Raw genomic sequence first — 20,146 nt, 5'->3', positions numbered from 1 at the left:
ATGTCGTTTGATGGGTGCCTGATAGTTATACCCGCCCCCTGGCCAATGCGAATGTGGCGTTCCTGTCCGTTTCTTGCCCAATCCTCTGAATATTATCCGCGCGGGGCATCGCCAAAGACGGCGTAATCCGGTAACTGCACCTGCTGATAGGGCTCCCAGCCGCCGCCAAGTGCCTTATAGAGCGCCACCAGATCGAGCGCGCTTTGCACCTGCGCCTGGGCACGCTGCTGCTCGGCCTGTGCCAGCTGCCGTTGGGCGTCGAGCACGTCGATAAAGCTGGCAATTCCCTGCCGGTAGCTGTCGCTGGCCAGATCGAAGGCGTTTTGCAGCGCATCGATGGTCTTCGCCAGACCCGCTTCACGCTTCTGATCGGTGCGGTAACTCACCAGCGCATTCTCAACATCCCCCAGCGCAGTCAGTACCGTCTGGCGATAATCCAGCACCGCCGCCCCCTGTTGCGCACGCGCCACTTTCACGCTGGAGACCAGTCTTCCGCCCTGGAAGATGGGAATGGAGACCTGCGGACCAAAACTGTAGAAGTGGCTGCTCCAGTCGGTGAGCCAGTTGGATTCGCTGTTGCGCAGGCCAAACTGTCCGGACAGGGTAAAGCTCGGGAACAGCTCGGCCACCGACACGCCAATTTGCGCTGTGGCGGCATGGAGATTCGCTTCCGCTTCTCGCACGTCCGGACGACGTCGCGCCAGCGTGGATGGAATACCCGTTTGCACGATATCCGGCAGCGCAGGCATCGGCTGGGCGGACTGCAGTTCCGCATCCAACGCCCCCGGCTGCTTGCCGAGCAGGATCGCCAGGCCGTTCATCGCCTGCCGCTCCTGCGCCTGATATTGCGGCAGTTGTGCTTCAAGGTTGCCCAGTTGCGCCCGCGCATTTTCTACGTCCATCTGCGGAGACAGCCCGCCCCGCTGGCGACTTTCGGTCAGATCCAGCGTTTGCTGCGCACTTTTAATCTGGGTGTTCAGCGTGGCAATAATGCTCTGCGCCCCGCGCAGCTGGAGCCAGGCGCGCGCCACTTCGGCTTCAAGGGAGACCAGCGCGTCGTTACGCTGCTCAATAGCGGCTTTCTGCTGCGCTTCAGCAGCTTCAACCTGACGGCGAACTTTGCCCCAGAGATCAATCTCCCACTGGGCGTCGAAGCTGCCCTGGTAGAGGTTGATCGGCTGCGTCAGCGGTCCTAACGCACCCCTGAGTTCCGGATCGACGTTATCAAGCTGGTCGTAGACCCCATGAGACTTCAACTCACCTTCCAGGCCGAGCTGCTGGCGCGTCGCCTGCAGATTGCCGTTGACCGACGGATAAAACGCCCCGCCCGCCTGGTTAATCTGTTCGCGCGCACCAGCGATGCGCAGCACCGTTTGCTGCAGGGACAAATTCCCGGCGATGGCGCGTTCAATCAGACTGTCGAGCTGCGGCGAGCCGAACGTTTTCCACCAGCGCGGGTTAGTCGAAGCGGAGGTGGTTTGTGATTTCACCGTGCTGTCGCCTTTATCGTTCCAGTGCGTGACGGCATGCGGTGCAGGCGGCTGGTAATCCGGCCCCACGGCGCAGCCTGCCAGTAGCATCATTATCATCAGGGGGTGTAAACGTCTGTGTATCATCAATGTGCTCCTGCACTCCCCTCGCTCTTAACCGGCGAGAGCAACAAACAAAACGGAATCAGGACCAGCGCCACCACGCTCAGAATGGTGAATACGTCGATATAGGCCAGGAAGCGCGACTGCTCAATCATGGTCTGGTACATGCGCCCGGTGGCAATGCCGGTCGGGTCGCCGACCTGAGTGGTAAAGTTCTGGATCTCCTGCGCGCTTTCGCGGATCGCCTGCTGGAACTGCTCGTTAAACGGCGAGGCGTGGTACGCAAGGTGCGCGCTGTGGGCCTGCGAGCGCTCGGTGATGGCCGCCGTGGAAAGCGATATGCCAATCGAGCCCGCAACGTTACGGAACATGGTGAACAGCGCCGCGGCATCCGCGTTCAGCCGCCTCGGGATAGAAATAAACGCAATGGTGGTCAGCGGGACAAACAGGAACCCCAGCCCAATCGACTGGGCGCTGCGGAACAGCACCAGCGTTTCGAAGTCGATATCCGGGGTGAGCGTGCGCGACCAGAAGAACGACACTGCCAGACAGGTAAAGCCAAAGGCGATGATCCAGCGCGTCTGCACCACCGGCATCAGCTTCAGGACCAGCGGGATGGTCAATACAATCAACACTGCGCCGGGCGACAGCACCAGCCCGGACCAGGTGGCGGTATAGCCCAGATCCTGCTGCGCCAGCTGCGGGATCACCACCGAGCTGCCGTAAAGGATCATCGCCATCCCCGCCATCAGCAGGCTGGAGATGGTAAAGTTGCGGTCCTTCATGCAGTGCAGATCAACAACCGGTTTTTTGGCATACATCAGCCAGTAAATGGCGCCAATGATGCCGACCAGCGTTAACACCGCAAAGGTGCGAATAAAGTTCGAGTAGAACCAGTCATCATCCTCGCCCCGGTCGAGCATCACCTGCAGACAGCCGAGGCCAAGCGCGATCAGGCCGATCCCCGTCCAGTCGATAGTCAGCTTCTCTTTGGCTTTACTCTCCCAGGGTGGATCTTCCAGCAGTTGGTAGATCGCCAGCACCGTCACTATCCCCACCGGGATGTTGATAAAGAACACCCAGCGCCAGGAGTAGTTGTCGGTGATCCAGCCCCCGAGCGTCGGGCCGAGTACCGGCGCAACGATGATGGCGATGGAGGAGAGACCAAACGCTTTACCCCTGTCTTCCGGTTTAAAGTAGTCAAGCAGCACCGACTGCTGAGTGGGCTGCAGGCCGCCGCCAAAAAAGCCCTGCATCACACGGAACAAGATGATTTGCCACAGCTCGGTCGCGATCCCGCACAGGAACGAGCAGACGGTGAACATCACGATGCAAATCAGGAAGAACTGCTTGCGGCCAAACACCCGGCTGAGAAACGCCGAGATGGGCAGGACGATGCCGTTAGCCACCAGGTAGCTGGTTAATACCCAGGTGGACTCGTCATAGCTGGACGAGAGCGAGCCCGCCACGTGCGGCAGCGCCACGTTGACGATGGTGGTGTCGAGGATCTCCATAAACACCGCCAGCGTGACGACAATCGCCACCGCCCACGGATTGCTGGCGGGCTTCCAGTTATCGTGGCTGTGATCCGTCATTCCACGGTGACCTTCGGTTCTACCGACAGCCCCAGCGGCAGCGGTTTGTTCGGATCCAGCCCTTTATCAATCACAATTTTCACCGGCACGCGCTGGACAATTTTAACAAAGTTGCCGGTGGCGTTTTCCGACGGGAACGCCGAGAAACGCGAGCCGCTGCCCTGCTGGATACTGTCGACATGGCCTTCAAGCGCCATATCTGGCCAGGCATCGACGGAAACCTCCACCTTATCGCCTGGCTTCATGCGCTCAAGCTGAGACTCTTTAAAGTTGGCCACCACCCAGACGTTGGGTGAGACCAGCGAGAACAGCGCCGTGCCCGCCTGTACCAGCGTACCCGGCTGCACGTTGCGCTTAGTGACAAACCCGTCGAACGGGGCGCGAACTTCGGTGTAAGAGAGGTTGAGGTTAGCGGTTTCCAGCTGCGCTTTAGCCTGATCGACCTGGCGCTCACGCGCTTCGACGTTGGTCTCCTGCTGGCGGATCTGCAGCTGTACCTGCTCCGCCACTTCCAGCTGGGCCTGCGCGCTTGCCAGAGCGGCCTGTGCACTACGCAGCTGGGCGTTGGCGGAATCAATGCTTTGTTGGGTGGTGGCACGCGGATCAACCCCGCGCTGGCGGCGATACTCCGCCTGCGCGTTGGCGAGGTCTGCCTGCGCTTTCAGCACCTGCGCTTTGGCTTCGTCGCGCTGGGCGGGGTATTGCACTTTCGAGAGCGCCAGCTGTGCCTGGGCCTGATGCAGCTGCGCAATAGCCAGGCCAAGCTGGGCCTGAGCCTGATCGCGCTGGGCGGTGGTATCACGCGGATCGATAACCACCAGCAGATCGCCCTTTTTCACGCGCTGGTTATCACGCACATGTAGCGCCGTGACATAACCCGCCGTTTTAGGGGCAATCGTCACCACATCGCCGTCGGTAAAGGCGTCGTCAGTTGTCTCTTCGTTACGGGTTAAAAACCACCAGACCAGCGCCACGATGACCATTACCACCACGACAATGCCGAGGATAATTAACGGTTTTTTGCCCGGACGCTTACGCTCATTATTGTTTTTGTCCTGCTCGTCAGCAGGCGGGTTTTGTTCTTCAGCCATAGTTCAGCAACGGTCCCGTCAGTGAGCGGCATCACACTATGCCGTTCACTAAAGCTAGGACGTTGCTATACGTTTGCCAGGAAAAACTGACAAATTGCGCACTATATGAGAAGGAATAATCCGAAACCGATCGCCGCAGCCCAGAGCAGCATGGGGATCGACCAGAGATGGAAACGCCACCAGATGCGGCGATCGTTCGCCATCCGCAGGGCAATCAGGTTGGCCAGCGAGCCGGGCAGCAGACCAAAGCCGCCGATGTTAACCGCCCAGGCCAGAAGCGTGTCCGGCGGAACGTAGTTGAGCAGTAAAATGGTAGAAGGCACGTTGCTGATGACCTGCGAGAGGCCAATCGCCGTCAGCCACAGCCCCGGCTGAGACAGACCGCTGACGCTGTGCAGCACGTGTTGCAGCACCGGGAGCTGGATAAGCAGATGCACGTCGATGAACATCACCATAAAGACCAGCAGCAACGTCCAGTCCACGCTCACCAGCACGCGTCGCGCCAGCACGACAAAACCAGCCGCCACGAGCAGCACGCCCGCCAGTTCATACCGCAGCTCCAGCGCAAACAGAAAGACGATATACAGCCCCAGGCAGCTCCAGACCAGACGAGGCTGCCACTGCGGGCCGGTTGTGCCGCTGTGGTATTGCAGTTTTTTATCCGGGAAGGCAAACCAGCAGACCACCAGCAGCGACGCCATCATCACCAGCGCCAGCGGCGCCATCTGCCAGGTAAAGGCGGCGAACGATAACCCTGAACGTCCCCAGAGCAGAATGTTTTGCGGGTTGCCAATAGGGGTTAACAGCGAGCCCGCGTTGACGGCCAGCGCTTCAAAGATGATCAGCCGGCTCACCGGGATCTCGCACAGCTTACGCAGGGTGAGCGTCAGCGGCACGATGATAAACAGCGCCACATCGTTGGTGAGAAAGGTCGACAGCACCGCGGCGGAGAATACCATAAACAGCGACAGCCTGCGTTCGGTGGCAAACCGGCGCACCATTTTGCGCCCCAGCACGTCGAAGTAGCCGCTCAGCTCCACCCCTTTGGTGAGCATCATTAACCCGCTCAGGGTAATGATAGTGCGCCAGTCAATCGCCGCAGGCCAGGCCTTGGGCGCAAACGGTACAAAAAGGCTTAAACCTGCACCAATAATCAATAAGAGATGAAAGAAGCGATCGCGCGTGAGGGCCTGCAGTCCAGGGATTTTCATTCAGCGGAGGAACCATATTTAAGCGTAAACTCACGAAACTTCACCAGCGTCTCTTCGCTGACGTGGTGTTCCATTCCTTCCGCATCCCGACGGGCAATCTCCGGGCTTACGCCCAGCACCAGCAAGAAGTTCTCCACCAGCTGGTGGCGCTCGCGGCTCTCCTGCGCCAGCTTCTCCCCTTCCGGCGTCAGAAAGACGCCGCGCCACGGGATCATTTCGATTAAGCCGACGGAGGCCAGACGTTTTAACATCTTCGCAACGGTTGGCTGCGAAACCCCCAGCCTGGCCGCCATATCAACCTGACGTGCTTCCCCGACCTCGCGAATCAGATCGGAAATCAGCTCAACATAATCATCAATCAGTTCACGTCGGTGGGCTTCACGCACCTGACGAAAACCTTCGACGTGCTCTTCCACATTCACCAGTTGCGTCGTTTTTCTGATTGTTGGCTTACCTGCGCGACGGTTCATTGTACTTCCTCAGTGGGGTGACGCTTCCAGCGCCCGGTATCGAGAGCGCACATTGTAAACCATACCTCTACAAGCACAAAAAATTAACGAAATAGCCATAGCTATACAATATAGCCTGTGCTATATCTGTATGTAATGCAGTCACCCTTCACGGATCGAAGGGATCAAAAATCAGGAGGTCTTATGAACGAATTCAAGAGGTGTATGACCGTGTTTACTCACTCCCCCTTCAGGGTGCGCTTAATGCTGTTGAACATGCTGTGCGATATGTTTAACAACAAGCCGCATCAGGACGACAAACCTTCTCACTAAGCGGCGTTGCGGTACGCCGCTTCATTTTGCCGTCATATTCCCGCTGTAAACTGGCCTCCGGCCGCCCTATTCCCGGTTTTTTTTACGGATTTGCAATCCTCTTCGCAAAACATCTGCTTGGCAACGGTTGATATTATTTAGCGCTCGCACTATCTTCTTGCAGCCCTGCACAATTTGCGGCTCGCTGAAGCGGACCCTCATTCCCTCTCCACGCACTGTCAGGCAGGTTATGACCCTTGACGCCAGGGTGAGCACATGGCGTTTTTATGCATGATAGTGACCTATGAATTTAACCCTGATAGACACCGTTGTTACCCGCAGTCGGGCCTTAAGTCCGTGGACGGCATTCTACTTTTTACAATCCTTGCTGATTAACTTTGCGCTGGGTTACCCCTTCAGCCTGCTGTATGCCGTTGCGTTTACCTGCATTCTGCATTTGCTGTGGCGTACCGCGCCGCGCGCGCAAAAAACGTTAGTGGGCATCTGCTCCCTGATTGCAGCGCTCTATTTCCCGTTTGGTCAGGCTTACGGTTCGCCAAACTTTAATACCCTGCTGGCGCTACACTCGACCAACATGGAAGAGTCGACAGAGATCCTGACGATCTTCCCGTGGTACAGCTATGTGGTCGGCCTCTTTATTTTTGCGCTTGGCGTTATAGCGGTGCGTCGTAAACCCGAAGAGAAAAAAGCGTGGGGAAAAATAGAGACGCTATGCCTGGCATTCAGCGTGGTGACCTTCTTTGTCACCCCCGTGCAAAACCTGGCCTGGGGCGGCGTGTTCAAGCTGAAGGATACCGGCTATCCGGTGTTCCGCTTTGTAAAAGACGTTGTCGTCAATAACCAGGAAGTTCTCGACGAGCAGGCGCGCATGGCTGAGCTCTCCAATATGAAAGACACCTGGAACGTGCTGGCGGTGAAGCCGAAGTACCATACCTATGTGGTCGTCATCGGCGAAAGCGCACGCCGCGATGCGATGGGCGCGTTCGGCGGACACTGGGATAACACGCCGTTCGCCAGCGCCGTCAACGGTACCCTGTTTACCGATTATATTGCGGCCAGCGGCTCGACGCAGAAATCGCTCGGCCTGACCCTGAACCGCGTTGTCGACGGCAAACCACAGTATCAGGATAACTTTGTCACGCTGGCAAACCGTGCCGGTTTTCAGACGTGGTGGTTCTCTAATCAGGGGCAAATTGGCGAATACGATACCGCCATTGCCAGCATCGCGAAGCGTGCCGATGAAGTGCAGTTCCTGAAAAACGGTGATTTTGAAGCCGATAAAAATACCAAAGACGAAGCATTGCTCAAGATGACGGCGCAGGTTTTTGCCACGCAGCGCACGCAGCCACAACTGATCGTCCTGCACCTGATGGGTTCGCACCCTCAGGCCTGTGACCGCACGCAGGGGAAATACGCCGAGTTTGTGCAATCTAAAGAGACCTCTTGCTATCTGTACACCATGACGCAAACCGACGAGCTGCTCAGCAAGCTGTACGATCAGCTACGTAATACGGGTGAGAGTTTCTCGATGGTTTATTTCTCGGATCACGGGCTGGCGTTTAAAGAGCGCGGTAAAGAGGTGCAGTATCTGGCGCACGACGATAAATTCCAGCAGAACTTCCAGGTACCGTTTATGGTGCTGTCGAGTGATGACAAGAAGCATCGTATTATCACCGCGCGCCGCTCGGCCAATGATTTCCTGACGTTCTTCTCGCAGTGGACGGGGATTTCAGCAGAGCAGATCAAAAATGCTTACCCGTTTATCTCAAACAAGAAAGCTCCCCCAGTGTACGTTACCAACTTCAAGTTACAGAAAGTTGACTATAACCATTTGGGTACGGATATTTTCGATATAAAGAGTAAGTAAGCTGTGCGGTCTGATGCCCTCACCCTGGCCCTCTCCCACGGGAGAGGGATCCCCATACAAAAAGCGTCTACGGACGGCCCCCTCTCCTCTTAGGGGAGAGGGCTGGGGTGAGGGGGAACATACAGCTCTGGTGGTCATTCCGTTCACTTTATGTTCCTTGCTACTCTGTAACAACATGACCCGTGAACGTGCCAGGGTGGCTCAATCGCCACCACCCTGGCAACCCGGGCTCCCGGCGGTAAATCGCCGCTTCGCGGTACCTTCGGCTTATTCCTTCCGGCTTATCGGGGACGGGCGAATGTAACGTCCCTGTAAAGCCACCCTCTCGGCGCATCCATGCGCCTCGCCCCGGCCTGCAGGAAACGCCTCAGCGATTTACAGCCGGACCAGGGCATCGCTGAATGCCCTCAGTCATTCTGAAGGCAGTGTTATTGCTTCTGTTTGTGAATGACTGGGGCTCCCTCAGCCCACAGGGAGAGGGGAAAAAAGGTTAAAAAAAATCCGCCACATGGGCGGATTTTTTACTGGCTCACCGAAGTGATTAGAAGCGGTAACCTACGCCCGCGATCCAGGTGCCAACGTCAACGTTGCGGATACGGCTCTGCTCATAGGAGAAGTCCAGAGCAACGTCTTCGATTGGGTTGAACTGCAGACCCGCGCCATAGGAGAAGCCGTAGTCGCTGTTGCTTGCAGTGCGGTTCAGACCCTGGTTTTCGGTCTGCTGGAATTTACCGTAGCCAACACCTACAACACCGTAGATGCTTGCCCAGTCGTTGATACGGTAAGCTGGACCAGCGGTGATGCCGTAGTACTGGCCTTTGTTGTATGCGCCGTTTTCAGAACGATCTTTCTCGGTGTAGGTGAAAGAACCGATCACGCCCAGTGGGTTGTTATCCTGCTCGTAACGATACTTCAGGTTGAAACCGTTAGCTTTGTTCATTACGCCCTGCATATCGCTCTGAGCGTAACCACCGGTCACAGTGGAAGTAGCAGCTACAGCGGTACCTGCGGAAACAGCCAGTACAGCGGCCAGTGCTGAAAGACATGCAATTTTTTTCATAACCACCTCAAATGTGCTTCAAGTAAATCCGTAAGTTTTAAATATATCAAAAAAATTTGCGAAACTCTTTGTGATTCGTGATGTCTAACGGGACCTTTCCTGTAACAGAACGTTTCCAGCATCAGTTATCTTGTTCAAATCACAAAGGATTTCTGTTGCTAAATACTCATACTGCGCGTCAACGCCGTTACATTCATCCAGATTATTCCTAATCTGACAGGCGATAAAACCAGCAACGCTTATCCATTTTACGGATTTTCCCTGGTTTTTTTTCAACAGTAGCTCAACCGTTGCGCCATATTTCAATTACACTGCGGCTTTTACCCTATTTGACAAAAATTGACAGGAGAAAGGATGCCAGGGATATCCCGCACGTCATCGGTCTGGATGCCGGTTGCTGTAATTCTGATTGCGATGCTGTCCATACAGAGTGGCGCGTCCCTCGCGAAATCGCTCTTTCCACTGGTAGGCGCACCGGGGGTGACTGCCCTGCGTATCGCTTTGGGTACCCTGATCCTCGTGGTCATTTTTAAACCCTGGCGGTTGCGCGTCAAAAAAGAGCAGCGCCTCCCGCTGCTTTTCTACGGGCTGGCGCTGGGGGCCATGAACTATATGTTCTATCTCTCTATCCAGACCATTCCGCTGGGGATTGCCGTCGCGCTGGAATTTACCGGCCCGCTGGCGGTGGCCCTTTTCTCCTCCCGACGGCCTGTCGATTTTATCTGGGTGGTGTTAGCGGTTCTGGGGTTGTGGTTCCTCTTGCCGCTGGGCCAGAGCGTCTCTGAAATCGACCTGACGGGTGCCGCGCTGGCTCTGGGCGCCGGAGCCTGCTGGGCGGTGTATATCCTCACGGGTCAGCGCGCCGGCGAAGAGCACGGCCCGGCGACCGTGGCGCTGGGCTCGCTCATTGCCGCCATCATCTTTGTTCCGCTGGGTATGGCTCAGGCGACGGACTCTATCTGGCAGTGGTCAGTAATGCCGGTGGGTTTTGCTGTCGCCATCCTCTCAACGGCTCTGCCCTATTCACTGGAGATGATTGCCCTCACGCGGCTGCCGACGCGCATCTTCGGTACCCTGATGAGCATGGAGCCTGCACTGGCCGCCATCTCCGGTATGGTATTCCTCGGGGAAACCCTCACATTTACCCAGACGCTGGCGCTGTGCTCCATTATTGCGGCGTCGATGGGGTCAACGCTCACCATGCGCCCTGAGCCAAAAGTTGAGAAAGTGGACATCCGCTAATACCGTATATTCAGCATGGCCTCGGTGCCATGCAGAATAAAGGCCAGTTCTGTATTGTTTATAATTTCTTACATTCTTCGTCATCGAAAAGTCATATTTCTCTCGCCCTTAATGGGAAATAGAGAATTAAGATTGATCTGTGTCAATTTTAAAAAACACCATATAGTTCAAGCAGTTAATAATTCAACTCCCTTCTTGCTATTAAACCAATAGGCACAGCCAAACCGCAGGGAAAAAATCCGGTGCTATACTTAGTTCCGTAATTACCTGGGACATAAACATCAAGAGGATATGAGATTATGAGTACCGCTAAACTGGTGAAAACGAAAGCGTCTAATCTGCTTTATACCCGTAACGATGTATCGGACAGCGACAAAAAAGCAACGATTGAGTTGCTGAATCGCCAGGTGATCCAGTTCATCGATCTTTCGCTGATCACCAAACAGGCCCACTGGAATATGCGCGGTGCAAACTTTATTGCCGTTCATGAAATGCTGGATGGCTTCCGCACAGCACTGGTCACCCATCTGGACACCATGGCCGAACGTGCCGTGCAGTTAGGCGGTGTGGCGTTGGGTACCACGCAGGTGATTAACAGCAAAACGCCACTGAAAAGCTATCCGCTGGATATTCACACCGTTCAGGATCATCTGAAAGAGCTGGCAGACCGTTATGCGATTGTGGCTAACGACGTGCGTAAAGCGATTAGCCAGGCAAAAGACGAAGATACTGCGGACATCTTCACCGCCGCGTCTCGCGACCTGGATCAATTCCTGTGGTTTATCGAATCTAACATCGAATAATCCATACGAATTATCTATCAAACCCTCGCCTCTGGTGAGGGTTTTGCACATTTATGGTGCACACTTTTCCACTGAGACGCTGCAAACGTGAAAGAAATGTAATAATCACCTCACACAACCGTTAACGGAAGATTGTTTTTTCATCATTATTTGCGCTAAATATCTCCCCGTCAGTTGAGCCAAACGACGCGCACCAAAACGGTGCTCCACCTTGGTGCAATCAGACATCATTGCCACGCTTATTGTGCAATGCATGACATCCTCCCCTTTGCAAAACAACAGCTTGTAAAGTTGGCACGATTTTTTCATTGTGCCTGTCGTTCTCGCAGGGGATCGCCCCGTGGATATAAAAGGAAATGCTATGAAGTCTGTATTAAAAGTTTCACTGGCTGCACTTACCCTGGCTTTTGCGGTCTCTTCTCAGGCCGCCGATAAACTGGTTGTAGCCACCGACACGGCGTTTGTTCCGTTTGAATTCAAACAGGGTGATAAATACGTTGGTTTTGATGTGGATCTGTGGGCCGCAATCGCAAAAGAACTCAAACTGGATTACACCCTGAAGCCAATGGACTTCAGCGGTATCATCCCGGCACTGCAAACCAAAAACGTAGACCTGGCCCTGGCAGGCATCACCATTACTGATGAGCGTAAAAAAGCGATCGACTTCTCTGACGGCTACTACAAAAGCGGCCTGCTGGTGATGGTCAAAGCTGACAATAACGACGTTAAAAGCGTGAAAGATCTCGACGGTAAAGTGGTGGCGGTGAAGAGCGGCACCGGCTCCGTTGATTACGCGAAAGCGAACATCAAAACCAAAGATCTGCGCCAGTTCCCGAACATCGATAACGCCTATATGGAACTTGGCACCAACCGTGCTGACGCGGTTCTGCACGATACGCCTAACATCCTCTATTTCATCAAAACCGCAGGCAACGGTAAGTTCAAAGCGGTCGGTGAGTCTCTGGAAGCACAGCAGTACGGTATTGCCTTCCCGAAAGGCAGCGACGAGCTGCGTACGAAAGTTAACGGCGCGCTGAAAACCCTGAAAGAGAACGGCACGTATAACGAAATCTACAAAAAATGGTTCGGTACCGAGCCTAAATAATTTTACCTGAATTCAGGTTTGTAACGCCCGGTGACGCTCACGCTTACCGGGCCTACGTTTTTCGTTTTTCACCACGGTATACAGGAATACATCATGCAGTTTGACTGGAGCGCCATCTGGCCTGCCATTCCTCTCTTGCTTGAAGGCGCTAAAATGACCCTGTGGATTTCGGTCCTCGGTCTGGTTGGCGGGTTGATTATCGGTCTTGTCGCCGGTTTCGCCCGCACCTACGGTGGCTGGATTGCAAACCACATCGCACTGGTTTTCATCGAAGTGATCCGCGGCACGCCTATTGTCGTACAGGTCATGTTCATCTACTTCGCCCTGCCAATGGCCTTCACCGACCTGCGCATCGACCCGTTCAGCGCCGCCGTCGTGACCATTATGATCAACTCAGGTGCCTACATCGCGGAAATTACGCGCGGTGCGGTACTGTCGATTCATAAAGGCTTCAGTGAAGCGGGTCTGGCGTTAGGCCTTTCGCGTCGCGAAACCATCCGTCACGTAATTTTGCCTCTGGCGCTGCGCCGCATGCTGCCACCGCTGGGCAACCAGTGGATCATCAGTATCAAAGACACGTCGCTGTTCATCGTTATTGGCGTTGCTGAACTGACCCGCCAGGGCCAGGAGATCATTGCTGGCAACTTCCGTGCGCTGGAAATCTGGAGTGCGGTAGCCGTTGTCTACCTGATTATCACTCTGGTTCTGAGCTTCGTTCTGCGTCGTCTTGAAAGAAGGATGAAAATCCTGTGATTGAATTTAAAAACGTATCCAAGCACTTTGGTCCAACCCAGGTGCTGCACAATATCGATCTGAGCATCAAACAGGGTGAAGTGGTTGTCATTATCGGGCCCTCTGGCTCCGGTAAATCCACGCTGCTGCGCTGCATCAATAAGCTGGAAGAGATCACCAGTGGCGATCTGATCGTCGATGGTCTGAAAGTGAATGATCCGAAAGTGGATGACCGTCTGATTCGTCAGGAAGCGGGCATGGTGTTCCAGCAGTTTTACCTGTTCCCGCACCTGACGGCGCTGGAAAACGTGATGTTTGGCCCGCTGCGCGTACGCGGTGCCAACAAAGCGGCGGCGGAAGCGCTGGCTAAAGATCTGCTGGCGAAAGTGGGCCTCGCAGAACGTGCTCACCACTACCCTTCCGAACTTTCCGGTGGACAACAGCAGCGTGTGGCTATCGCCCGCGCGCTGGCGGTTAAACCGAAAATGATGCTGTTTGATGAGCCAACCTCCGCACTCGACCCGGAGCTGCGCCACGAGGTGCTGAAAGTCATGCAGGATCTGGCCGAAGAAGGCATGACGATGGTGATCGTGACCCACGAAATCGGCTTCGCCGAGAAAGTGGCGTCCCGCCTTATCTTCATCGATAAAGGCCGTATCGCAGAAGACGGTAACCCGCAGGCGCTGATTGCAAACCCGCCAAGCCAGCGTTTGCAGGAGTTTCTGCAGCACGTCTCCTGATTACCAGACCTCTGAAATGCAAAGCCGGGCATGCCCGGCTTTTTTACGCCAGATTGTTCCCAAAACACGCCCTTCGCTCCCTGCCCTCTATACTTATCATTTTGTTCGACATTTTCACCGGAGGGCACCGTGCCGTGGATCCTGCTGTTGTTGCTTAGCTTGTTTAGTGCGCCATCGATAGCCGTTGCTATCCCCGGCGTCACCACCGGAACGTCCACTGGGCAGCAAAAAACGCCTCCACCGGAACCGGATGCAGAAGAGAAAAAAGCCGCCTACAGTGCGCTTGCCGATGTGCTGGAAAACGACACCTCCCGGCAAGAATTAGTCGATCAGCTGAGAAAAATTGCCGCCACACCGCCTCAGGAGCCCGTTCCAACCATCACCCCGCCGCCGGTAGAAGAGCAAAAAACGGTGCTGGAAAATGTGACTGAGGTTAGCCGCCACTATGCCGATGCCCTCTCCTCGCGCTTTGCCCAGCTCTATCGCAACCTGATGGGCTCTTCGCACAAGCCCTTTAACCCCCGGACGTTTACCGCGGCTGCCACGCAATTTTTACTGCTGGCGTCCGCCGTCTTCATTTTTTACTGGCTGGTGCGCCTGTGTGCGTGGCCCCTGTACCGAAAAATGGGGCAATGGGGACGCAAGAAGAATCAGCAGAAAAGCAGCTGGTTGCATCTGCCGCTGATGATCGCCACCGCGTTTATCATTGATTTACTGCTGCTGGCGCTGACGCTGTTTACAGGGCAATTGCTGGCCGACAGGCTGAATACCGGCAACAAAACTATCGCCTTCCAGCAGGCGCTGTTTCTGAATGCCTTCGCCGTAATTGAGTTCTTTAAGGCGCTGCTGCGGCTGATATTTTGCCCACGCGTGCCGGATCTTCGCCCTTTCACTATTCGGGATAGCAGCGCCAGATACTGGGCGCTGCGTCTGAGCGTGCTCAGCGGGTTGATTGGTTATGGTCTGCTGGTTGCCGTGCCAATCATCTCCAACCAGGTGAACGTCCAGTCTGGTGCGCTGGCGAATGTGCTGATTATGATCTGCATTACCGTCTGGGCGCTCTACCTCATCTTCCATAACAAAAAGACGATCACCGAGAGCTTGCTGCACCTGGCTGACCGTTCCCTTTCGTTCTTTAGCCTCTTTATTCGCGCTTTTGCCCTGGTGTGGCACTGGCTGGCCAGCGCTTACTTCATTGTGCTGTGCTTCTTCTCGCTGTTCGATCCCGGCAACAGCCTGAAATTTATGATGGGTGCCTCGTTTAAAAGCCTGGCCATTATTGGCGTCGCGGCCTTTGTTTCCGGCCTGCTCTCTCGCTGGCTATCGAAAACCATTACCTTGTCTGCGCAGGTCCAGCGCAATTACCCGGAGCTGCAAAAACGGGTGAACGGCTGGCTCTCGGTTTCACTGAAGGTGGCGCGCATTCTCACCGTCTGTGTGGCGATTATGCTGCTGCTCAATGCCTGGGGACTGTTCGATTTCTGGAACTGGCTGCACAACGGCGCGGGGGAAAAGACCGTTGATATTTTAATTCGTATCGCGCTGATCCTGTTCTTCTCTGCCGTAGGCTGGACGCTGCTGGCCAGCCTGATTGAGAACCGCCTGGTCTCTGACATTCACGGCAGGCCGCTGCCAAGCGCGCGTGCCCGCACCTTGCTCACCCTGTTCCGCAACGCGCTGGCGGTTATCATCAGTACCATCACGATTATGATTGTGCTTTCGGAAATCGGCGTGAATATCGCGCCACTGCTGGCCGGTGCGGGTGCGCTGGGTCTGGCTATCTCCTTCGGCTCGCAGACGCTGGTGAAGGACATTATCACCGGTATCTTTATTCAGTTTGAAAACGGCATGAACACCGGGGATCTGGTGACCATCGGGCCGCTGACCGGCACCGTTGAGCGAATGTCGATTCGATCCGTCGGCGTGCGCCAGGACACCGGGGCGTACCATATTATTCCGTGGTCATCGATAACCACCTTCGCCAACTTCGTCCGGGGTATTGGCTCGGTGGTGGCAAATTACGATGTCGATCGTCATGAAGATGCCGATAAAGCCAAACAGGCGCTGCGGGATGCGGTAGATGAGATGATGGCCATGGAGGATATTCGCGGCCTGGTGATTGGCGAGCCGTCGTTTGCCGGTATTGTCGGGCTGACCAACACCGCCTTTACCCTGCGCGTGTCGTTCACTACCCAGCCGCTCAAACAGTGGACGGTACGTTTTGCCCTCGACAGCATGGTGAAAAAACACTTTGATATGGCGGATGTGCGTATGCCGGTGCAGACGTATCAGGTGCTGCCGCCGCCTGCCTCGCCGCTCCCTCCGCAGGAGCCGACGCTGTAACCGAGCCGGGTGGCGGCTTCGCCTTACCCGGCTTACGACGGCGTGCTATTTGCGACGTTTGTTATCGTCCATAAACGTCCAGGCAATAAAGCGGCTCTGTTTTTGTCCTTGCGCCATCTCTTTTTTCACCACCTTCACGGCACCGGCTTCGGTCAGCGCGCGGTAGAGCGGCGGCAGGTTATCGCCGCGCGAAACCAGGGTGGTAAACCATTTCACCTGACGGGCAAACTGTTTACTTTCCGCGATCATGCGCAGGATAAACGCCACCTCGCCCCCTTCGCACCACAGCTCCTGCTGCTGGCCTCCGAAGTTGAGCGCGCCATCTTCAGCCTGACCCAGATTGCGACGCTTACGTTCGCTCCCGGCCCGGGCGGCAGCCGCTGAATCATGGAATGGCGGGTTGCAGAGGGTGGCGTCGTAGTGCTCGTTCTTGTGGATAATGCCGTTGAAAATAGAGGCGGCATCTTTCTGACGGCGTAAGCGAATAGACCGACTTAAGCCAGGATTGGCATTAATGATCGCCTGCGCGCTGGCAAACGCCTCAGCGCCAATTTCGCTCCCGGTAAAGCGCCAGTGATATTCATGCACTCCGATGAGCGGATAAATCAGATTCGCGCCGGTCCCAATATCCAGAACCGTGGCCTGCTGAGGAATAACGCCGCCACGATCGTCAGCCAGAAGATCGGCAAGATAGTGGAGATAATCGGCACGCCCCGGCACGGGCGGGCAGAGAAAGCCTTCCGGGATATCCCAGTGCGTAACGCCGTAAAAATGCGCCAGCAGGGCTTTATTCAGCATTTTTACCGCCTGCGGGTCGGCAAAGTTGACCGAAGGCTCACCGGCTGGGGTCTGCACGATGTAGTCCTGCAGCGGAGGGCAGCTCTGGCATAACGCCTTCATGTCATAGCGGCTGCGGTGGCGATTTCGCGGGTGTAATCCCGGCTTGGAAGTCATGGCATTCTCCTTTAAACAGCGGCGTAAGATACCCTGTGCGGGAGCAACGGTAAATATCTCTCTGCTGTGCGCAAAAAAACGCCATAAATCAGTGACCTTTATGTCGCTGATCTGTCAGCGAATTGTCAATTTATATCGTTCAAAAAATAAGCAGATCATCATCAAATTTTTGCGCTAAATCACACTCGTCAGGCTTCTAAACTTAAAGGGAATCACCTGTTGTTTCCCCCTGAGGATGTGATTATGAAAAAATACCTGACTCTTGTTGTTATCGCTGGCGCGCTGGCGAGTGCGTCATTTTCTGCCATGGCCGTTCAGTCACTGACCGAAAGTACCGATACCAGCCAGCTGCGCCCTGCAGGCACCGTCTCGGTAAGCCGTGCAAGTAACCTTGACGATCTGCAAAACAAGCTGGCCGAAAAAGCGCGCGAAGAAGGTGCGAAAGGCTTCGTAGTGAATTCCGCTGGCGGCGATAACCATATGTATGGCACAGCAACCATCTATAAATAAGTTCCCCTTCCGAGAACCACTGCATCTGGCTGACAGATGCAGTTCTCAACCCCCGTCTTGACTGTACGTTTTTTGACCCCACATTAATAAGATACACACCGAACGTGAGGATAAGCCATGGCTTCCGGATGGGCGAATGATGACGCCGTTAACGAACAGATCAACAGTACCATTGAAGATGCCGTTGCCCGTGCTCGCGGTGAAATTCCGCGCGGGGAAAGTTTAACGGAATGTGAAGAGTGCGGAGAAACGATCCCGGAAGCGCGCCGTAAAGCCATGCCCGGCGTACGGTTATGCGTCTCCTGTCAGCAGAACAAAGATTCAAAAAACAAATCACATTCAGGATATAATCGCAGAGGATCGAAAGACAGCCAGTTACGTTGACTTTCCTTTACCGAAGTTCACCGCGCAAGCGATTTCCTTTACGCTCACGATTTTTTAACAGGCGCGTAGCAAAATGTGCCATGAATCATGCGTCTGTAAACCGGAGCGACAAGAACTGTAAATTGCCCTTCTGAATTTATTAATATTCAATAAGTTATTTGTCATTCAATTTTTTTGAGCAACCACGTCAATTCTCTTCGATTTTATTTGCCGAAAAAAAACGTGATACTTATCACATCGACGGAACATCGTCCCTTTAACAGAAAAACCTGCGAGAGATTAATTATGAAAACCATCAAATATGCTGTTGCTGCTGTTGCCCTGTCCGCTCTGTCTTTTGGCGCTTTCGCTGTAGAGCCCGTTTCTTCTGCTCAGGCACAGAACATGAATAAAGTAGGTGTGGTGAGTGCTGATGGCGCAACCACGCTGGACGGTCTGGAAGCCAAACTAGCTGAGAAAGCGGCAGCGGCCGGTGCAAGCGGATACACCATTACCTCCGCTAACGGCAATAACAAGCTGAGCGGTACCGCGGTTATCTACAAATAATCGACTGAATTAATGCTCCACCCTCACCGTACCCTCTGGTGAGCTGCTCCAACCCTCATTGACCCTGTTGTTACCCTTGCTTGCCCGTCCGCCACTGGACGGGCTTTTTTTTGCCTAAAACGCCTGTTCCACACGGGCTAACCCCACCTGGACAGACTCCACTTCTCCGGTTGCCAGCAGGCAGCAGGCCATCTGCAGCTTAAGGGCGTGCGGAACAGGGACGTTGCCAGCAAGACACTGCTCAATCCAGTGCGCAGTCGTGTGCGGATCTTTTGCCTCCGGCAACACCACATCTACATTCTCTTCACCCCGCTCCAGCACGGGTCGCGTGCCGGCGGCATCAATCAGCACCAGCTGCGGGCAGCGCTGCGGATTGGCGTAAACTTCCCCTTCGGTGCCGTGCATCAGCAGCGCCCTGCCGCCGATATCTTCAAAGAACTTGCCCACCCGCGTGACATACTCCGGGTGCGATACGCTGGAGAGGCGCAGGGCATCCGCTTCACCAAACGGCGTCGCCAGTTTCGCCAGAGTGTGCGCACTGTTGCGCACGCCCATGCGCCAGCGCATATCCAGCTGTTTTTCCAGCGGTGGACAGAGCGCCTTAACCGGAATAAAGACCGGCTGATGACCATCCAGCTTTGCCTGTGCCTGTCCGGCGTGCAGGGTCGGCTCGATACCTAACATGCCGAAAATGGTCTCCGTCAGGACGCGAGTCGGATCTTCGCTAACGCCATGGACAACTACCGGGAACCCGAGCTTATGCAGCAGAATAGCCAGCAGTGGCGTCAGATTCGCCTGTTTGCGCGCGCCGTTGTAACTAGGGATGACAATCGGCATCGGTCTGGCTACCGGTGGCGTTAAGCGCAGCGTTTGCGCCTGCATCGCGTCATAGAAACCGCGCATCTCCGCTTCGCCTTCACCTTTAATGCGTAGCGCAATCAGGATACCGCCCATCTCCAGATCGGGCACGTCGCCGTTAAGCATATGGGTATACAGCGCACGGGCCGTTTCCTGATCCAGGTCGCGGGCATGGTTTTTCCCCCGCCCTACCTCTTTGATAATTTTACGATAGTCCACGACATCTCTCCTTGCGGCTCTTTGCAGATACTATAGCCCTGATAAATGCCTGGCGGGTAATCATTTTCCTTTCTCTCCCGACACCCTGACAAACGCCCTTCGAGGGTAAAAATGGTCTGAAGATAAATTGAACGAAAAATAGTTCTCAGCGATAGTTCATGCCGAATTAATCAGCCACGTGATGATTAATACCTGAAGTGCCATACTTTCATTCAGAGGATTTAAATGAAAAAAATGATTATTGCGGGGATCGCCGCCGGGATGGCGTGTGCTTCCGTTTCTGTATTTGCGTCCAGTGGTGAAGGTCAAATTAATTTCACAGGTGAGATTATTGATTCTGCATGTACTGTGGTAAACGGTTTAAGCAATCCGCTTAATGTTTCATTAGGTAAGGTGTCTAAATCTGCATTTACCGGAAGTGGTTCGACGACCTCGACAACCCGCTTTAGTATTCAGTTGACTTTGTTGAATAAATCGAACTTTTGCTGAGTTGAAGGATCAGATCACGCATC

The 20,146-nt window shown here is 54.7% G+C and carries 19 protein-coding genes and 1 pseudogene; 12 read left to right on the top strand and 8 right to left on the bottom strand.

Annotated features, from left to right (window positions below; all coding sequences use genetic code 11):
- Positions 1 to 92: 92 nt before the first annotated feature.
- From HX884_RS17365 to mntR, 5 genes are all read right to left on the bottom strand, one after another.
- Complete coding sequence (locus HX884_RS17365; protein WP_130626482.1) at positions 93 to 1,616, bottom strand: efflux transporter outer membrane subunit; 1,524 nt, start codon at positions 1,614 to 1,616, stop codon at positions 93 to 95.
- Positions 1,616 to 3,187 carry a DHA2 family efflux MFS transporter permease subunit gene (locus HX884_RS17360; RefSeq protein ID WP_178328530.1) on the bottom strand — a complete coding sequence of 524 codons (1,572 nt, stop codon included), beginning with the start codon at positions 3,185 to 3,187 and terminating at the stop codon, positions 1,616 to 1,618. Before HX884_RS17360 ends, HX884_RS17365 begins: the two co-directional genes overlap by 1 nt.
- Entirely contained in the window at positions 3,184 to 4,278 is a 1,095-nt protein-coding gene (locus HX884_RS17355) for an HlyD family secretion protein (RefSeq protein ID WP_029882857.1), read from the bottom strand. The genes HX884_RS17360 and HX884_RS17355 overlap by 4 nt, the downstream gene beginning before the upstream one ends.
- Positions 4,279 to 4,379: 101 nt before the next feature.
- Positions 4,380 to 5,489 (bottom strand): anion transporter, encoded by a 1,110-nt coding sequence (locus HX884_RS17350; RefSeq protein WP_108453353.1) that lies wholly within the window; start codon positions 5,487 to 5,489, stop codon positions 4,380 to 4,382.
- A complete protein-coding gene (gene mntR, locus HX884_RS17345) occupies positions 5,486 to 5,959 on the bottom strand; it encodes a manganese-binding transcriptional regulator MntR (RefSeq protein WP_013097457.1) in 474 nt (157 codons plus the stop codon). The genes HX884_RS17350 and mntR overlap by 4 nt, the downstream gene beginning before the upstream one ends.
- 183 nt (positions 5,960 to 6,142) lie before the next feature.
- Here mntR and mntS point away from each other — a divergent pair, with 183 nt between their 5' ends.
- Complete coding sequence (mntS, locus tag HX884_RS17340; protein WP_013097458.1) at positions 6,143 to 6,271, top strand: manganase accumulation protein MntS; 129 nt, start codon at positions 6,143 to 6,145, stop codon at positions 6,269 to 6,271.
- 283 nt (positions 6,272 to 6,554) lie between these two features.
- Positions 6,555 to 8,138 carry a phosphoethanolamine transferase gene (locus HX884_RS17335; protein WP_023621661.1) on the top strand — a complete coding sequence of 528 codons (1,584 nt, stop codon included), beginning with the start codon at positions 6,555 to 6,557 and terminating at the stop codon, positions 8,136 to 8,138.
- Between the two features lie 541 nt (positions 8,139 to 8,679).
- On the opposite strand, the gene ompX is transcribed toward HX884_RS17335, so the two are convergent.
- On the bottom strand, positions 8,680 to 9,198 hold the full coding sequence (gene ompX, locus HX884_RS17330) for an outer membrane protein OmpX (protein ID WP_013097460.1): 519 nt from the start codon (positions 9,196 to 9,198) through the stop codon (positions 8,680 to 8,682).
- Positions 9,199 to 9,552: 354 nt separating this feature from the next.
- Between ompX and rhtA the strand changes: the two genes are divergently transcribed.
- The 6 genes from rhtA to ybiO all read left to right on the top strand — a co-directional run bounded on the left by rhtA (position 9,553) and on the right by ybiO (position 16,163).
- The gene (gene rhtA / locus HX884_RS17325; RefSeq protein ID WP_013097462.1) at positions 9,553 to 10,440 is read left to right on the top strand and encodes a threonine/homoserine exporter RhtA; all 888 of its coding nucleotides are present in this window, start codon (positions 9,553 to 9,555) and stop codon (positions 10,438 to 10,440) included.
- Between the two features lie 299 nt (positions 10,441 to 10,739).
- Positions 10,740 to 11,243, top strand: a complete 504-nt coding sequence (dps, locus tag HX884_RS17320; RefSeq protein WP_013097463.1) for a DNA starvation/stationary phase protection protein Dps — start codon at positions 10,740 to 10,742, stop codon at positions 11,241 to 11,243.
- 361 nt (positions 11,244 to 11,604) lie between these two features.
- Positions 11,605 to 12,348, top strand: a complete 744-nt coding sequence (gene glnH, locus HX884_RS17315) for a glutamine ABC transporter substrate-binding protein GlnH (protein ID WP_178328529.1) — start codon at positions 11,605 to 11,607, stop codon at positions 12,346 to 12,348.
- A gap of 93 nt (positions 12,349 to 12,441) precedes the next feature.
- Positions 12,442 to 13,101 carry a glutamine ABC transporter permease GlnP gene (glnP, locus tag HX884_RS17310; protein ID WP_003858462.1) on the top strand — a complete coding sequence of 220 codons (660 nt, stop codon included), beginning with the start codon at positions 12,442 to 12,444 and terminating at the stop codon, positions 13,099 to 13,101.
- A complete protein-coding gene (glnQ, locus tag HX884_RS17305) occupies positions 13,098 to 13,820 on the top strand; it encodes a glutamine ABC transporter ATP-binding protein GlnQ (RefSeq protein ID WP_013097465.1) in 723 nt (240 codons plus the stop codon). Before glnP ends, glnQ begins: the two co-directional genes overlap by 4 nt.
- A gap of 129 nt (positions 13,821 to 13,949) precedes the next feature.
- Positions 13,950 to 16,163: a mechanosensitive channel protein gene (gene ybiO, locus HX884_RS17300; protein ID WP_178328528.1), complete on the top strand. Its 2,214-nt coding sequence runs from the start codon at positions 13,950 to 13,952 to the stop codon at positions 16,161 to 16,163.
- A gap of 45 nt (positions 16,164 to 16,208) precedes the next feature.
- Here the strand turns inward: ybiO and rlmF are convergent, their stop codons facing one another.
- The gene (gene rlmF / locus HX884_RS17295; protein ID WP_013097467.1) at positions 16,209 to 17,117 is read right to left on the bottom strand and encodes a 23S rRNA (adenine(1618)-N(6))-methyltransferase RlmF; all 909 of its coding nucleotides are present in this window, start codon (positions 17,115 to 17,117) and stop codon (positions 16,209 to 16,211) included.
- Between the two features lie 243 nt (positions 17,118 to 17,360).
- Here rlmF and mcbA point away from each other — a divergent pair, with 243 nt between their 5' ends.
- From mcbA to ybiJ, 3 genes are all read left to right on the top strand, one after another.
- The gene (mcbA, locus tag HX884_RS17290; RefSeq protein ID WP_013097469.1) at positions 17,361 to 17,627 is read left to right on the top strand and encodes a DUF1471 family periplasmic protein McbA; all 267 of its coding nucleotides are present in this window, start codon (positions 17,361 to 17,363) and stop codon (positions 17,625 to 17,627) included.
- A 117-nt stretch (positions 17,628 to 17,744) separates the two neighbouring features.
- Complete coding sequence (locus tag HX884_RS17285) at positions 17,745 to 18,011, top strand: DksA/TraR family C4-type zinc finger protein (protein ID WP_013097470.1); 267 nt, start codon at positions 17,745 to 17,747, stop codon at positions 18,009 to 18,011.
- 285 nt (positions 18,012 to 18,296) lie between these two features.
- Positions 18,297 to 18,557 carry a DUF1471 family protein YbiJ gene (gene ybiJ / locus HX884_RS17280; protein ID WP_013097471.1) on the top strand — a complete coding sequence of 87 codons (261 nt, stop codon included), beginning with the start codon at positions 18,297 to 18,299 and terminating at the stop codon, positions 18,555 to 18,557.
- 114 nt (positions 18,558 to 18,671) lie between these two features.
- Here the strand turns inward: ybiJ and ybiB are convergent, their stop codons facing one another.
- A complete protein-coding gene (gene ybiB / locus HX884_RS17275; RefSeq protein WP_178328527.1) occupies positions 18,672 to 19,634 on the bottom strand; it encodes a DNA-binding protein YbiB in 963 nt (320 codons plus the stop codon).
- A gap of 225 nt (positions 19,635 to 19,859) precedes the next feature.
- Here ybiB and HX884_RS17270 point away from each other — a divergent pair.
- A pseudogene (locus HX884_RS17270) lies at positions 19,860 to 20,096 on the top strand (fimbrial protein); the annotation flags it as partial.
- Positions 20,097 to 20,146: the final 50 nt, after the last annotated feature.

The sequence above is a fragment of the Enterobacter sp. SECR19-1250 genome, from assembly GCF_013391025.1.
Taxonomy (GTDB): Bacteria; Pseudomonadota; Gammaproteobacteria; order Enterobacterales; family Enterobacteriaceae; genus Enterobacter; species Enterobacter cloacae.
Note: the sequence above shows the minus strand (reverse complement) of the source record. Positions and strands in the feature narration are given on the sequence as shown.

Excerpts from the sequence above, each read along its gene's own strand:
- glnP (WP_003858462.1), top strand. The coding sequence starts at position 12,442 with ATGCAGTTTGACTGGAGCGCCATCTGGCCTGCCATTCCTCTCTTGCTT.
- HX884_RS17285 (WP_013097470.1), top strand. The coding sequence starts at position 17,745 with ATGGCTTCCGGATGGGCGAATGATGACGCCGTTAACGAACAGATCAAC.
- rlmF (WP_013097467.1), bottom strand. The coding sequence starts at position 17,117 with ATGACTTCCAAGCCGGGATTACACCCGCGAAATCGCCACCGCAGCCGC.
- mcbA (WP_013097469.1), top strand. The coding sequence starts at position 17,361 with ATGAAAAAATACCTGACTCTTGTTGTTATCGCTGGCGCGCTGGCGAGT.
- rhtA (WP_013097462.1), top strand. The coding sequence starts at position 9,553 with ATGCCAGGGATATCCCGCACGTCATCGGTCTGGATGCCGGTTGCTGTA.
- mntR (WP_013097457.1), bottom strand. The coding sequence starts at position 5,959 with ATGAACCGTCGCGCAGGTAAGCCAACAATCAGAAAAACGACGCAACTG.
- HX884_RS17335 (WP_023621661.1), top strand. The coding sequence starts at position 6,555 with ATGAATTTAACCCTGATAGACACCGTTGTTACCCGCAGTCGGGCCTTA.
- ybiJ (WP_013097471.1), top strand. The coding sequence starts at position 18,297 with ATGAAAACCATCAAATATGCTGTTGCTGCTGTTGCCCTGTCCGCTCTG.
- ompX (WP_013097460.1), bottom strand. The coding sequence starts at position 9,198 with ATGAAAAAAATTGCATGTCTTTCAGCACTGGCCGCTGTACTGGCTGTT.
- HX884_RS17360 (WP_178328530.1), bottom strand. The coding sequence starts at position 3,187 with ATGACGGATCACAGCCACGATAACTGGAAGCCCGCCAGCAATCCGTGG.
- HX884_RS17365 (WP_130626482.1), bottom strand. The coding sequence starts at position 1,616 with ATGATACACAGACGTTTACACCCCCTGATGATAATGATGCTACTGGCA.
- HX884_RS17350 (WP_108453353.1), bottom strand. The coding sequence starts at position 5,489 with ATGAAAATCCCTGGACTGCAGGCCCTCACGCGCGATCGCTTCTTTCAT.
- dps (WP_013097463.1), top strand. The coding sequence starts at position 10,740 with ATGAGTACCGCTAAACTGGTGAAAACGAAAGCGTCTAATCTGCTTTAT.
- mntS (WP_013097458.1), top strand. The coding sequence starts at position 6,143 with ATGAACGAATTCAAGAGGTGTATGACCGTGTTTACTCACTCCCCCTTC.
- glnH (WP_178328529.1), top strand. The coding sequence starts at position 11,605 with ATGAAGTCTGTATTAAAAGTTTCACTGGCTGCACTTACCCTGGCTTTT.
- HX884_RS17355 (WP_029882857.1), bottom strand. The coding sequence starts at position 4,278 with ATGGCTGAAGAACAAAACCCGCCTGCTGACGAGCAGGACAAAAACAAT.